The 15049-nt window shown below is 42.0% G+C and carries 13 protein-coding genes; 12 read left to right on the top strand and 1 reads right to left on the bottom strand.

Annotated elements, in window-relative coordinates:
- Positions 1-10 precede the first annotated feature (10 nt).
- The 6 genes from recN to NSQ76_RS11990 all read left to right on the top strand — a co-directional run bounded on the left by recN (position 11) and on the right by NSQ76_RS11990 (position 6833).
- The gene (gene recN / locus NSQ76_RS12015) at positions 11-1744 is read left to right on the top strand and encodes a DNA repair protein RecN (RefSeq protein ID WP_252049572.1); all 1734 of its coding nucleotides are present in this window, start codon (positions 11-13) and stop codon (positions 1742-1744) included.
- Between the two features lie 200 nt (positions 1745-1944).
- Positions 1945-3222 (top strand): SpoIVB peptidase, encoded by a 1278-nt coding sequence (spoIVB, locus tag NSQ76_RS12010; RefSeq protein ID WP_025092993.1) that lies wholly within the window; start codon positions 1945-1947, stop codon positions 3220-3222.
- Between the two features lie 284 nt (positions 3223-3506).
- Positions 3507-4310, top strand: coding sequence for a sporulation transcription factor Spo0A (gene spo0A / locus NSQ76_RS12005; RefSeq protein WP_024422935.1), 804 nt, complete (start codon positions 3507-3509; stop codon positions 4308-4310).
- A gap of 271 nt (positions 4311-4581) precedes the next feature.
- Entirely contained in the window at positions 4582-4779 is a 198-nt protein-coding gene (locus NSQ76_RS12000; protein WP_024422934.1) for a hypothetical protein, read from the top strand.
- Complete coding sequence (locus NSQ76_RS11995) at positions 4767-5867, top strand: Rap family tetratricopeptide repeat protein (protein ID WP_024422933.1); 1101 nt, start codon at positions 4767-4769, stop codon at positions 5865-5867. Before NSQ76_RS12000 ends, NSQ76_RS11995 begins: the two co-directional genes overlap by 13 nt.
- 228 nt (positions 5868-6095) lie before the next feature.
- On the top strand, positions 6096-6833 hold the full coding sequence (locus tag NSQ76_RS11990) for a glycerophosphodiester phosphodiesterase (RefSeq protein WP_024422932.1): 738 nt from the start codon (positions 6096-6098) through the stop codon (positions 6831-6833).
- Between the two features lie 36 nt (positions 6834-6869).
- On the opposite strand, the gene NSQ76_RS11985 is transcribed toward NSQ76_RS11990, so the two are convergent.
- Positions 6870-7106, bottom strand: a complete 237-nt coding sequence (locus NSQ76_RS11985) for a DUF2627 domain-containing protein (RefSeq protein WP_024422931.1) — start codon at positions 7104-7106, stop codon at positions 6870-6872.
- A gap of 149 nt (positions 7107-7255) precedes the next feature.
- Between NSQ76_RS11985 and NSQ76_RS11980 the strand changes: the two genes are divergently transcribed.
- The 6 genes from NSQ76_RS11980 (at position 7256) to NSQ76_RS11955 (ending at position 15046) form a co-directional block, all read left to right on the top strand.
- Positions 7256-9328 carry a sigma-54 interaction domain-containing protein gene (locus NSQ76_RS11980; protein WP_197172675.1) on the top strand — a complete coding sequence of 691 codons (2073 nt, stop codon included), beginning with the start codon at positions 7256-7258 and terminating at the stop codon, positions 9326-9328.
- A 124-nt stretch (positions 9329-9452) separates the two neighbouring features.
- Entirely contained in the window at positions 9453-10346 is an 894-nt protein-coding gene (yqiS, locus tag NSQ76_RS11975) for a phosphate butyryltransferase (protein WP_341053998.1), read from the top strand.
- Between the two features lie 26 nt (positions 10347-10372).
- Positions 10373-11467 carry a branched-chain amino acid dehydrogenase gene (gene bcd, locus NSQ76_RS11970; protein WP_003215658.1) on the top strand — a complete coding sequence of 365 codons (1095 nt, stop codon included), beginning with the start codon at positions 10373-10375 and terminating at the stop codon, positions 11465-11467.
- 33 nt (positions 11468-11500) lie between these two features.
- On the top strand, positions 11501-12622 hold the full coding sequence (gene buk, locus NSQ76_RS11965) for a butyrate kinase (RefSeq protein WP_409482375.1): 1122 nt from the start codon (positions 11501-11503) through the stop codon (positions 12620-12622).
- On the top strand, positions 12612-14036 hold the full coding sequence (gene lpdA, locus NSQ76_RS11960; protein ID WP_335343442.1) for a dihydrolipoyl dehydrogenase: 1425 nt from the start codon (positions 12612-12614) through the stop codon (positions 14034-14036). Before buk ends, lpdA begins: the two co-directional genes overlap by 11 nt.
- 17 nt (positions 14037-14053) lie before the next feature.
- Entirely contained in the window at positions 14054-15046 is a 993-nt protein-coding gene (locus NSQ76_RS11955) for a thiamine pyrophosphate-dependent dehydrogenase E1 component subunit alpha (protein ID WP_024422926.1), read from the top strand.
- Positions 15047-15049 lie beyond the last annotated feature (3 nt).

Here is a 15049-nt window from a genome sequence, read left to right as displayed (position 1 = left end):
TGTCAAATGAGTGTTAGCAGAACTAACCATTAAAAACTTTGCAATCATTGAAGAGTTAACGGTTTCATTTGAAAAAGGACTCACGGTTCTAACGGGGGAAACAGGTGCCGGAAAATCCATCATGATTGACGCTGTCTCACTTCTCGTGGGAGGAAGAGGATCCTCTGAATTTGTCCGCTACGGTGAAAAAAAGGCAGAGCTGGAAGGGCTTTTTCTTGTACCAGCCGATCACCCTGTATTTGCTCTATGCGAAGAGCAGGGAATTGACGCATCAGATGAAATGATGATCCTCCGCCGTGACATTAATAACAGCGGGAAAAGCATTTGCCGGATTAATGGAAAGCTTGTCACCATCTCACTTTTACGGGAAGTAGGACGGCTTTTGCTTGATATACATGGACAGCACGATAACCAGCTGCTCATGGAAGATGAAAATCATCTGCATTTGCTCGATCAATTTGGAGCAGAAGACATTGCACCGGCTCTCATGCAGTATCAAGAAGCATATGATCAATATATGAAGACGGCCCAAAAGCTAAGGCAGCTGTCTGAGAATGAGCAGGAAATGGTGCACCGCTTAGATTTACTGCAATTTCAGCTAGAGGAGATTGAGGCGGCACAATTAGAGCCGGGAGAAGATGAGAAGCTTCAGGAAGAGCGTCATCAAATCAGCAACTACGAAAAAATCTATTCCTCACTCCAAAACGCGTATAACGCCTTGCGTAATGAGCAAGGAGGGCTAGATTGGGTTGGTATGTCTTCAAGCGAGCTTGATCAGGTGTCTGAGATCAACGATGATTTGAAAAAGCTATCTGAACAAGTGTCGAACTCCTACTACTTATTAGAGGATTCAACCTTCCAAATGCGGAGCATGCTGGATCAATTAGAATTCGACCCGGCTCGTCTTGATTTTATTGAATCCAGGCTGAATGAAATGAAGCAGCTAAAACGAAAATACGGCACAACCGTTGAAGAAATTTTGGAGTATGCGGCGAAGATTGAAGAAGAAATAGATCAAATCCAAAATCGAGACAGCCATCTGCAGACGCTCAAAAATAAATTAGATGCGATGAGCCGTGACGCCCTGCTCGAAGCACTTAACGTTTCGGAGCTGCGTAAAAAATGGGCCAAAAAGCTAGCGAAGCAAATCCAAACAGAGCTCAAGGATTTGTATATGGAGAAGTCATCATTTGACACAGCTTTTTCTGTTCGATATGCGCCATTTGGCAGCACCGATTGTCCGCTATTAGACGGAAAACCTGTGCAGCTCGGGAAAAATGGAATCGACCAAGCCCAATTTGTCATTTCTACAAATACAGGCGAACCGATGAAATCTTTATCGAAAGTAGCCTCAGGTGGAGAAATTTCACGTGTCATGCTCGCTGTGAAGAGTATTTTCTCAGCTAAACAAGACGTCACATCCATTATTTTCGATGAAGTTGATACAGGCGTCAGCGGCAGAGTGGCACAAGCCATTGCTGAGAAAATTTACAAAGTTGCGTCTGGATCACAAGTGCTCTGTATTACACACCTGCCTCAAGTAGCCGCAATGGCTGACACACATCTCTTCATTTCGAAACGCTCGAAAGCGGGCAGAACACTGACGAGTGTCAAACCATTAAGTCATGAAGAAAAAGTGAGTGAAATTGGCCGGATGATTGCCGGTGTGGAAGTGACTGAGCTGACAAAACAGCATGCAAAAGAACTATTGCACCAAGCAAATGATGTCAAAACAACAGGGTAGCTGAATCATCAGCTGCCTTTTTTATATGTTGTGTAAAAGCCGGCGTATATACCCATAAAATCGTCTTTTTCTTTTATCAATTTATCCAATCATTTTCTAAAGCTGCCGGTTATAAATCCTCTCGAAGAAGGCAAAAGTAAAGATGTAGCCAAAACATGAGTGTTCTGGTGTGGGTAAGGAGCGAGGAGAGTGAAAAATGAATGCCCGAAAAGATGAGAAAAGCCATTGGTGTGATTCTCCTTGTTTCTTTAATAAGTACAGGGTTTATGAGCATAGTGAAGGAATACATCAGCATTCCAACAAATGTTGCTGTATTTGAAAAACAGAAGCACTCAATTGACACATCGATTGAAGCGTCAGCCAATGCTTCTTCACCAGCCTTTAGCCTTTCAGAGAAAAAGAATCAGCTGGATATTACAGGACAAAAGGCGGGAAAAGCCGAAATTGTTTATGATTTTAAAGGATTTCCTATTAAGAAAACAAAAGTTGACGTTCTCCCTGAATTAAAAGTCATTCCTGGAGGTCAATCCATTGGCGTCAAGCTCCACTCTGTAGGAGTTCTCGTTGTAGGTTTTCATCAAATCACAACAGCAGACGGCAAAAAATCACCAGGTGAAGCCGCAGGCATTCAATCAGGGGATATGATCATTGAAATCAATGGTCAAAAAATGGAGAAAATGAATGACCTCACCCCATTTATTCAGAAAGCAGGGAAAACGGGTGAAACGCTTCGTTTGCTCATAAAGAGAGATCATAAAACCTTTCAAACAACATTAACACCCGCAAAAGATGCAAGTGAAGGCATCTATCGAATTGGTCTTTACATTCGTGATTCTGCAGCAGGAATCGGCACGATGACCTTTTTTGAACCTTCATCTAAAAAATATGGTGCCCTTGGGCATGTGATTTCTGACATGGATACAAAAAAACCAATTGTTGTCGACAATGGTGAAATTGTTAGATCAACCGTGACATCGATTGAAAAAGGCACAGGAGGCAATCCTGGAGAAAAATTGGCGAGATTCTCTTCCGAAAGAAAAACAATAGGAGATATCTCCCGCAACAGCCCTTTTGGTATCTTTGGTACGTTAACCGAAAAGCTTGAAAATCATGTAGCAGATAAACCACTTCCAGTCGCTTTATCAAATGAAGTAAAAGAAGGCCCAGCAGAAATTTTAACCGTTGTGGATCATGATAAAGTGGAGAAGTTTGATATTAAAATCGTCAGCACAACACCGCAGAAATTCCCAGCAACTAAAGGAATGGTATTGAAGGTAACAGATGAGCGGCTCTTAAGCAAAACGGGCGGAATCGTCCAAGGAATGAGCGGAAGCCCCATCATCCAAAATGGCAAAGTCATTGGAGCTGTCACACACGTATTCGTCAATGATCCGACTAGCGGGTACGGCGTACACATTGAATGGATGCTGTCAGAAGCAGGAATCGACCTTTATCAAAAAAACAAAAAAGCAAGCTGATCATAAACTGCCGCGAATCTTCCGGCAGTTTTTTTCTACCCTTTCTTTCTCTTCCATCATGTTATAAAATAAGGAAAAAGAGATTTTTCGACAAAATGGAAAAAAGCATGTTGTCAAATTGCAATAATCGTCGATTCGTTAAGAAAAACGTAGAAAAAGCTAGATAATGCTCTATTATTCGGAAAATTAAAGTTTTTTAAAGGGGATAGCATGGTTTTGTCGAATTGAACACTCAGAAGAGAAATGCAAAAGACTAAAGGAATCGACATTGGGGAGGAAAGAACGTGGAGAAAATTAAAGTGTGTGTAGCTGATGACAATCGAGAGCTTGTTGGCCTTTTGACAGAGTATATTGAGGGACAGGAAGATATGGAAGTACTTGGCGTGGCGTATAATGGTCAGGAATGCCTGACATTATTTAAAGATAAAGAGCCCGACGTTCTCCTCTTAGACATTATTATGCCTCATTTAGACGGTCTTGCTGTACTAGAACGCCTCCGTGAAAACAATGAAATGACAAAACAGCCAAGTGTGATTATGCTAACGGCATTTGGACAAGAAGATGTCACGAAAAAAGCAGTTGATTTAGGCGCATCCTATTTCATTTTAAAGCCATTTGATATGGAAAACCTAGTAGGTCATATTCGTCAAGTCAGTGGAAACGGCACACAAGTTACCCATCGCTCTTCATCAATCCAAAACAGTGTTCTTCGTAACAAACCTGAACCGAAACGTAAAAACTTAGATGCGAGCATTACGACCATTATTCATGAGATTGGCGTGCCCGCTCATATTAAAGGCTATTTATACTTAAGAGAAGCAATTTCTATGGTGTACAATGACATTGAGCTTCTCGGAAGCATCACTAAAGTGTTGTACCCAGACATTGCAAAGAAATTTAACACGACTGCTAGCAGGGTAGAACGAGCGATTCGTCATGCCATTGAAGTCGCATGGAGCAGAGGAAACATTGATTCCATTTCCTCACTCTTTGGTTATACTGTCAGCATGTCAAAAGCGAAACCAACCAATTCAGAATTTATTGCCATGGTAGCTGATCGTCTGCGTTTAGAGCATAGAGCAAGCTAGTATCTTTTTCATAAAAAAACGTTTCTTCATTGAGACGTTTTTTTATTTTGAAACATGTTGTCAAAAATTGGTTAGGTTGATAAAATCATCTTAATGTTTAAATTGGACAAACGGGCTGCTTTATTTTCAGAATAAAATGAAAAATAAAGCATGAAAAAAATAAAAAAGACATAAAGTAGTGGTAATCAGCTGCGCCAATCGATCATGAAGTCTTCAAAATAGAAGAAGAAAACGCTCATTCGTAAGAAAAAGGATGAGAGGAAAAGGTCTCATGGATTTGGTAATTAAAGCAAACGAGATCGAAAGTTCTATTTCTATTGACCTGATTGGTTGGCGTTTTAAAGTCACTGGCTTCTTAGAGATTGTGCCATTTGAACTGAATATTCCCATTGTCGAATTTAATAATTTTCACATTCTTTTACTATGCTATAATAATGAAAAGAAGAGGGTGAGGTTATGGGAAAGCTGAAAATCCACTCTGCTGAGGTTGCGAACGAAATTAGCAAGTGGACGAGGGTCATTTCTCAGAATGACTTAGAAAAATCTGCTGTCTATAAAGAGAAAATTCAGAATTTGCTAAAAAATACAGATGAAGACCGTGAAGTTCTCCTTTATTATCAGCTTGTTGACGGCAGACATGAAATGTTACTTGGAAATATCGAAAAAGCCAATCAAATTATGAAAAGTGTCGGAACGCTCGATGAGAAGGCAGATGACATTATTAATTTTTATTTTTACTTTTACAAAGGCCAATATGCTGCATATGTGAAAAAGTATGATGAAGCCATTAGCTTTTACAAAATTGCAGAACAGCGGCTAAAACGTGTGAATGAAGACCTGGAAGTAGGAACTTTTCACCATAAGGTTGCTTCAATCTATTACGAACTGAAACAAAATTTCATATCCATTAATCATATTAAAAAAGCCATCGATACATTCAAAGCGCATGAAGAGTACACAGCGCAGGCGATTGACAGCTTAATTTTACATGCAAGTAATTGCATTGATTTGTTCCAATTCGATGAAGCAGAGAAAAAGTATAAAGAAGCACTTGAGAAAAGTAAGCGCATTAACAATGAAGTGCTGATTGGGAAATGCTATCACAATTTAGCGGTTCTTTATTATGCAAAGCATGATTATGAAAAAAGCGCACATTATGCCAAAAAAGGAATGGGCATTCAAATTCACCGTGACAATAGCCATTATTACATCCAATCTTTATATGTTCTGGCCAATGCCTTGGTTCATTTAGGAGATCAAGAGGCGAGGGAATATATTAAAGAGGGTATTTTGTATAGTTGTGATATCCAAAATAATGAATATATAGTAAAATTTGAAATTTTGGATTTGATGTGCGAGAATAGTGGGGCAGCAGACGTATTCTCAGAAAAATTAGACTACATAGAAAAAAATAGATTATATGTGGAGCTTGAGGATTTGTCTGAACAAATATCGAAATACTTCAAGGAACGAAATGATTATCAAAATGCCATTCGTTTTCTTGAAAAGAAATTCGATGCACAAATACTTCAAAAGAAAGTGGAGGTTATCTTATGAAAAAGTTGTTGTTAGGTGTAACCGTTGTTACAGCAGTCGCAGTTGTTTCTTCCCTTTTTGCTCTTGACGCAGAGACGACAGAGCAAGCCATCAGAGCGATTACGTGATCGAATTTATCTGTCAACCTCTTCGTATGAATCAGAAGAGGTTTTTTTTATGCGCTCAAAACTGGAAAAACGAAAAAAGACACGTCATAATGTAAGGAAGCATCATATTTAGAGGTGACCTATGACGAAAATTTTTGCACACAGAGGCTTTAAAGGCATTTATCCTGAAAACACCATGATAGCCTTCGAGCATGCACTCCATTCGGGAGCTGACGGAATTGAGCTGGATGTTCAGCTGACGAAAGACGGCAGACTTGCTGTCATTCACGATGAGAAACTGAACAGAACAACGAACATGAAAGGTTTAGTGAAAGACCATACATATGAAGAATTAAAAGCGGGAGATGCGAGTCATTCTTTCTACGAAGAAACCGGTGCTGTATCCATTCCTCTTTTGGAGGAAGTATTAGAGCTAGTGACGCAGCAATCATCATTGATCATCAATATTGAACTAAAAAACTCCATTTATCGATATCCGGGTATCGAAGAGAAAGTAAAAAAACAAATTGAGCATTTTCAAATAGAAGACCGTGTACTTGTTTCATCGTTTCATCACGGCAGTTTAGCTCTTTTTCACAAACTGATGCCGCATGTTGAACTTGCGGTTCTCACAATGGATGTGATTCATCAGCCGGAGATGTATATAAAAACAGTACCAGCAAGGGGCTACCATCCAAATATCAAGGGTGCCGGCGTGACCAAAGAGGTTGTGGCAGCTCTCCATGCATCTCAGCAAGTGATCAGGCCGTTTACAGTAAATAGTGAAAAGCAAATGAAAAACATGTTTTCCTTAGGTGTCGATGGCATTTTTACTGATTTTCCTGACCGAGCCGTGAAAATAAGAGAAGAAATGAAATAAAGACCTGCTCTAAATCAGCGGGTCTTTTTTCACGTTTTATCTCTGTTTAAAGCGGGCAGTCACTTTATTTCGTTTACGGTCTCTATATAAAATAAAGCCAGCCACTACATAAAGACCTCCCCCTAAAAATAACAACCCTGCAATTCCTTGCAGCCATAAATATGGAAATGGTGCAATGATGATGCCGAAAACAGTGTCACGCAGCAGCTTAATCCCAAGTGCTGCAAGCGCGCCAGGTATTAAAATAATCACTAGTGCAAGTATTCTCCCCATCAAATGTCCCCTTAAACGTCATTTACTTCCATTGTCTAATTCAAAAAATATTTTGTCAAGAAAGGAAAACGTGGTAATATAAGAGTTGTGCAATTTTTTGCAACGGAAAAATATGGTGTGCAAATTTTTTCATATAAAGGGGTAACGGGATGCAGAGAGTCTTGATTGTCGGTGCAGGACAGGGTGGATCAGCATTGCTTGAAACATTGCTGAAAACAAATATGATTCAAATCATTGCGATCGCCGACCTTGATCTTGAGGCACCGGGGATGGTAGAAGCGAAAAAGAATGGAATTGATACGACAACGGATTGGAAAGAATACATAAAAGATGACATTGATATCATCATTGAAACAACAGGCAGTTCAGCAGTGCTGAAAGAACTGATTGAAAAAAAGCCAGAGCACGCAGTCATTGTTCCGAGTTCAATGGCTTACGTTATATCAGAATTAATGGCAGAAAAACAGCAGCTGATCCAAATATTAAAGGAACAAACCTATAAGCATGACCGCATTTTTAATGCAACGAACGACGGGATGATTTTTATAAACATGAATGAAGAAGTCGTCCTGTTTAATCGATCAGCGGCCAAAATGGTTGGATGTTCGCAAAAAGATGCGATTGGCCGTCATATACGAGAAGTGATCCCAAATACAAAGCTTCCCGACATTTTAAGATCGAGAGAGCCAGAATTTAATCAAAAACAATTTTTGAATCAGCAAATACAAATTGTTACAACGCGTTTGCCAATTATTGATGACGCGGGGAGAATGCTAGGTGCTTTATCCATCTTTAAAGATATTACAGATGCCGTTGAGCTTGCGGAGGAAGTAACCAATCTTAAAGAAGTGCGAACGATGCTGGAGGCGATCATTCAATCGTCGGATGAAGCCATATCAGTTGTTGATGAGCAGGGAAAAGGGATCTTAATCAACCGGGCTTATACGAAAATGACTGGATTAACAGATAAGGAAGTTGTGGGGAAACCAGCAGGTGCAGATATTTCTGAAGGAGAAAGCATGCATTTGAAGGTACTTGAAACAAGGAGACCCGTTCGAGGCGTCAGAATGAAAGTCGGACCGAATAAAAAAGATGTGATTGTCAACGTAGCGCCAGTCATTGTTGATGGCATTTTAAAAGGCAGTGTCGGGGTCATTCATGACGTATCAGAAATTCAATCACTCACAAATGAATTAAATAAAGCAAGGCAGCTCATCCGTACACTTGAAGCAAAGTACACATTTGAAGACATCATTGGAGAGAGTGAGCAAATGCTTGTGGCGCTTGAGCAGGCGAAGCTAGGCGCGAAAACGCCAGCCACCATTTTACTCCGGGGAGAATCAGGTACTGGAAAAGAGCTGTTTGCGCACGCTATTCATAATGAAAGTGACCGGAAATATAATCGCTTTGTACGGGTCAACTGTGCAGCCTTATCTGAGACCCTTTTAGAGTCAGAGCTTTTTGGCTATGAAGAAGGAGCATTTTCTGGTGCAAGGCGAGGCGGGAAAAAAGGGCTGTTTGAAGAAGCGAATCAAGGCAGCATTTTTTTAGATGAAATTGGCGAAATGACGCCAAGTACACAGGCGAAGCTGCTTCGTGTGATGCAGGAGAAAGAAATAGTAAGGGTAGGCGGAACAAAGGCTATACCGGTCGATGTTCGTGTGATCACGGCGACAAATGTCAATATTGAAAAAGCGATGGCGGAAGGAAAGTTCAGAGAAGATTTATATTATCGAATGAACAGATACCCGATCTCCATCCCGCCGCTAAGGCAGCGCCTTGAGGATATTGACTCGTTAAGCAAACGTCTCATCCAAAAGATCAATTTAGACTATGGACGGAACGTGAGCGGGTTAACGGAACAGGCACTTAATAGACTGCGATCATATAAGTGGCCAGGAAACGTAAGAGAGCTTGAAAATGTACTTGGACGAGCCATGATCTTTTTGAACCCGCAAGAAGAATGGATTGATGAAGGGCATATTTCTTTCATGGAGTCAGAAGATCAGGAAGAAAAAGAGCAGCAGGAACTGACTGTCAGTCAATTTGAGGGAGAGACGCTTTCGGATGCTGTTGAGGCATTTGAAGCGCAGCTGATTAAACAAACCCTTGAAAAGCATCAATTCAATCGCACGAAAACAGCGAAAACGTTAGGGATCAGCATTCGGAACCTTTACTATAAAATGGACAAATATCAACTTGCAAAAGATAGCATGCAATAAAATGCATGTAATCTGCAAAAGATTGCACGAATGTCATGCGAATTGCCTCATATTCACTGCATTTCAAACTGGCACGGAACTTGCATATAAAACATGAACCGAGCACAAGGAAAGGTGGGCATATATGAAGCTTGACGATCTGATTATGAAAGCCGCCCAGCTGCAGAACAAAACGGCGGCTGTGGCTCATGCAGAAGACGAAGAAGTGCTTCATGCCATCAAGATGGCAATTAAGCGAAAGGTCGCTCGCTTTCTCCTGGTTGGGAACAAACGCAACCTGAAGGAGCTAGTGAAGCAGCATGAAATCAATGAGGACTGGATAGATATTATTCATTCAGATTCTCCCGAAGAATCTGCCAAGATTGCCGTTCAGGCAGTGAGCGAGAAGCATGCAGATATTTTGATGAAGGGGCATGTCCCGACAGCCGTTCTTTTAAAAGCGGTATTGAATAAAGAATATGGGCTCAGGACGACCAGTGTCCTATCACATGTTGCGGCATTTGAAGTACCGGGCTTTGAACGCTTTATTTATGTCACGGATTCTGCGATGAACATCGCGCCCGATTTAAATATGCTGAAAGAGATTACGATCAACTCTGTTCAAGTAGCACAAGCTGTCGGAAACGACATGCCAAAGGTTGCAGTGCTCTCTGCGGTGGAGGTCGTGAATCCGGCCATGGATTCAACTTTGACTGCGGCAAGTCTTGCGCAAATGAATCGGCGGGGGCAAATTTCTGGCTGCCTGATTGATGGGCCTCTTGCTTTAGATAATGCCATTTCTCAAACGGCAGCTTCTCATAAAAATATTACGAGTGATGTAGCCGGCCATGCAGATATTTTGCTTGTGCCAACAATTGAGGCAGGAAACATTCTTTATAAATCTCTCATCTACTTTGCACATGCGAAGGTGGGAGCTGTGGTGGCAGGAGCGAAGGCGCCGATTGCTTTAACAAGCCGGTCTGATTCAGCCGAAAGTAAGCTTTATTCAATTGCGCTTGCCATCTGTACATCAAATTAAGCGGAAGTAATAGGAGGAATAACACAATGGAACTTTTTAAATATATGGAACGATACGATTATGAACAGCTTGTATTTTGTCAGGATGAGCAGTCTGGCTTAAAAGCGATTATTGCGATTCATGATACAACACTTGGGCCTGCACTAGGCGGAACGAGAATGTGGACGTATGAAAACGAAGAAGCAGCCATTGAGGATGCACTGCGTCTAGCGAGAGGAATGACTTATAAAAACGCGGCAGCAGGACTTAATCTTGGCGGCGGAAAAACGGTCATCATCGGTGATCCGAGAAAAGACAAAAATGAAGAAATGTTCCGTGCATTTGGTCGTTACATTCAAGGGCTGAATGGCCGCTATATTACAGCAGAAGATGTCGGTACAACGGTAGAAGACATGGATCTCATTCATGAAGAAACCGATTTTGTCACAGGGATCTCTCCTGCATTTGGTTCTTCTGGAAATCCGTCTCCCGTCACTGCTTACGGTGTATACAAAGGGATGAAAGCCGCTGCCAAAGCTGCATTTGGGACCGATTCATTAGAAGGAAAAACAATTGCCGTCCAAGGCGTAGGAAATGTCGCTTACAACTTGTGTAAACATCTGCATGAAGAAGGCGCGCAGCTCATTGTCACAGATATCAACAAAGACTCTGTCAAACGTGCTGTTGAAGACTTTGGCGCAAAAGCAGTCGACCCTGACGATATTTACGATCAAGCATGTGATATTTATGCACCGTGCGCACTTGGTGCAACCATTAACGATGTGACCATTCCTAAGTTAAAAGCAAAGGTGATTGCAGGTGCTGCAAATAACCAGCTAAGAGAAACGCATCACGGAGACCTTATCCATGAGATGGGTATTGTATATGCTCCTGACTATGTGATCAATGCAGGCGGTGTGATTAACGTGGCTGATGAGCTTTATGGCTATAATGCAGATCGTGCGATGAAAAAAGTCGAAGGCATTTATCAAAATATTGAACGTGTGATTGAAATTTCAAACCGTGATGCCATTCCAACTTATAAAGCGGCAGACCGATTGGCTGAAGAGCGAATTGAAAGAATGCGCAAATCAAGAAGTCAATTCTTGCAAAATGGTCAACATATTTTAAGCCGTCGCTAATTTGAAGAATGAGTTGAAACGGAGGTTTTGTTTTTGCTGACAAAAGAATGGCGTATTCTCACGATTAATCCTGGCTCTACTTCAACAAAAATCGGTGTGTTTCATAATGAACGGTCTATTTTTGAAACGACACTTAGACATACAGATGAGGAATTAAAGCAGTTTCCTCATATCATTGATCAATTTTCTTTCCGCAAAGAAACCATTTTGAAAACACTGCATGAACAGGGGATGAATATCTCAAAGTTTGATGCAGTTTGCGCACGCGGCGGTCTCCTTCGTCCGATTGAAGGAGGCACATATGAAGTCAATGAGCAAATGGTGAAAGACCTAAAAGAAGGATATGCCGGCCAGCACGCATCCAATCTCGGTGGAATCATCGCGAGAGAAATTGCACTTGGCCTGAATATCCCAGCTTTTATTGTCGATCCAGTTGTAGTGGATGAACTTAAACCAATTGCTCGTATTTCAGGGCTGCCAACGATCGAAAGAAAAAGCATTTTTCATGCATTAAATCAAAAAGCGGTCGCAAGAAAAACAGCGGCTTCTTTTGGAAAAAGTTATGAAGATTTGAACATGATTATTACTCATATGGGCGGCGGTATTACCATTGGTGTTCATGAAAAAGGAAAAGTCATCGATGTCAATAACGGTCTGCATGGCGAAGGTCCTTTCAGCCCAGAGCGTGCGGGAACCCTGCCGACAGGTGATCTTGTGAATCTTTGTTTTTCGGGGGAGTATACCCAAGAAGAAATGCTCAAACGCATTATTGGTGAAGGCGGGCTTGCGGGCTATCTTGGCACGACAGACGCTGTGAAAGTGGAACGCATGATTGAAGCGGGTGATGAGCGGGCGGCGCTCATTTATGAAGCGATGTGCTATCAGATTGCCAAGGAAATTGGTGCGGCTAGCGCTGTCTTAAAAGGAGCAGTTGACGTCATTGTATTAACAGGCGGACTTGCGTATAGCAAACAAATTACGTCAAGTATTCGCGGCTATATTGACTGGATTTCAGATGTTGTTGTGTTTCCAGGTGAAAATGAGCTGCAATCGTTAGCAGAAGGTGCGCTTCGTATTTTAAAAGAAGAAGAATCACCGAAAGAATACCCAAATGATCAACAGAAAAAGAAAGGAGTGACAAGTCATGGCAACTGAATATGACCTCGTCATTCTTGGTGGAGGCACAGGCGGCTATGTAGCGGCCATCCGTGCCTCACAGCTTGGATTGAAAACAGCAGTTGTAGAAAAAGAAAAGCTCGGCGGAACATGTCTTCATAAAGGCTGCATCCCGTCTAAAGCGCTGCTCAGAAGTGCAGAAGTTTATCAAACCGTCAAACGCGCAGCTGATTTTGGTGTTGAGGCAGGCGGCGTTGCCTTGCAATTTGCCAATGTGCAGAAAAGAAAAACAGAGATCGTCGAAAAACTAGCAGGCGGCGTCAAACATTTAATGAAACAAGGAAAAATTGATGTATATGAAGGGATCGGCCGTATTCTTGGCCCATCTATCTTTTCGCCAATGCCAGGAACGATCTCCGTAGAAATGGCAAATGGAGAGGAAAATGAAATGCTCATTCCAAAGCAGGTCATCATCGCGACAGGATCAAGACCGCGTGTGCTGCCAGGGCTTGAAGCAGATGGAACAAACATCCTCACTTCAGATGATGCACTTGAACTGCCAGAGCTTCCGCAGTCAATGCTAATTGTGGGGGGCGGAGTGATCGGAATCGAGTGGGCTTCCATGCTCAATGATTTTGGTGTGAACGTCACTGTGCTTGAGTTTGCAGACCGCATTTTGCCAACAGAGGATCATGACATTTCTAAAGAAATGGAAAAGCTATTATCTAAAAAAGGCATCACTTTTGTGACTAATGCGAAGGTACTGCCAGATAGCGTAGAAAAGCAGGAAAATCTCGTGACAATTCAAGCGGAAAAGGATGGAGACATTCAGACGTTTGAAGCGGAAAAACTCCTTCTTTCAGTCGGCAGAGTACCTAATATCGAAGGCATAGGTCTTGAAAACACGGACATCCAAACCGAAAAACAAGGCATTGTCGTGAATGAACATTATCAAACGAAAGAATCACATATTTACGCAATAGGAGATGTCATTGGCGGGCTTCAGCTGGCACACGTCGCTTCACACGAAGGTATGATTGCTGTAGAACATATGGCTGGAAAAGATCCAAAGCCGCTCGATGAAACGCTCGTATCTAAATGTGTTTACTCTCACCCAGAAACTGCAAGTGTTGGACTCACTGAACAGGCCGCAAAAGAGCAGGGCTTTGAAGTCAAAATAGGGAAATTTCCATTTATGGCGATTGGAAAAGCGCTTGTGTACGGGGAGTCTGATGGATTCGTCAAAATCATTGCCGATCAAAAGACAGATGATATTTTAGGAATTCATATGATTGGTCCTCATGTAACAGATATGATATCTGAAGCTGGATTAGCCAAAGTACTTGATGCAACCCCGTGGGAAGTGGGGCAGACGATACACCCGCATCCGACCTTATCAGAGGCGATTGGTGAGGCAGCCCTTGCTGTTGACGGGAAGGCGATCCATTTTTAATCAAGGAGGGAAACATGATGAGTAACATGCGTCATCAGGAATTAGGATTATCAGATGAACAAGCAATTGATATATATAGAACAATGCTTCTAGCGAGAAAAATCGATGAACGGATGTGGCTTTTAAACCGTTCGGGGAAGATTCCATTCGTCATTTCTTGTCAAGGACAGGAAGCGCAGCAAGTAGGCGCTGCATTTGCTCTTAATAGAGAAGAAGATTACGTCTTACCTTACTATCGTGATATGGGGGTTGTTCTTGCTTTTGGGATGACAGCAAAAGATTTAATGATGTCTGGTTTCGCAAAACAAGACGATCCAAACTCAGGCGGAAGACAAATGCCAGGGCATTTTGGGCAAAGAGCAAATCGAATTGTGACCGGATCTTCACCTGTAACAACGCAGGTTCCTCACGCGGTGGGAATTGCCCTTGCTGGACGATTAGAGCAGAAAAACTTTGTCAGCTTTGTCACGTTCGGTGAAGGCTCATCAAACCAAGGTGATTTCCATGAAGGCGCAAACTTTGCTGCTGTGCATAAACTGCCTGTTATTTTCATGTGTGAAAACAATAAGTATGCGATTTCCGTGCCATATGACAAACAAGTAGCCTGTGAACGCATTTCAGATCGTGCGGTTGGATATGGGATGCCTGGTGTCACTGTAGATGGAAATGATCCGCTTGAAGTATATGCTGCTGTCAAAGAGGCGAGAGACCGTGCGGCTAGAGGCGAAGGCCCGACATTGATTGAAACAATCTCTTACCGTTTAACTGCGCATTCAAGTGATGACGATGATTCAAGCTATCGAGAAAAAGAAGAAGTGCTCGAAGCAAGAAAGAAAGATCCGCTCATCCAATATGAAACGTATTTAATCGAAGGGAACGTCATGACTTCTGAAATGAAAGAAGAGATGACAAAAGAAATCATGCAAATCGTAAACGAAGCTACTGATGAAGCGGAAAACGCGGCTTATGCTGATGCAGAAAGCGCACTTCGTTACGTGTATGCGGAGTAAGGG

Source organism: Bacillus sp. FSL M8-0256 (assembly GCF_038005765.1).
In the GTDB taxonomy this organism is placed as follows: domain Bacteria; phylum Bacillota; class Bacilli; order Bacillales; family Bacillaceae; genus Bacillus; species Bacillus safensis.
The sequence above is the reverse complement of the archived record's forward strand: the minus strand, read 5'-3'. Positions and strand labels throughout refer to the sequence as shown.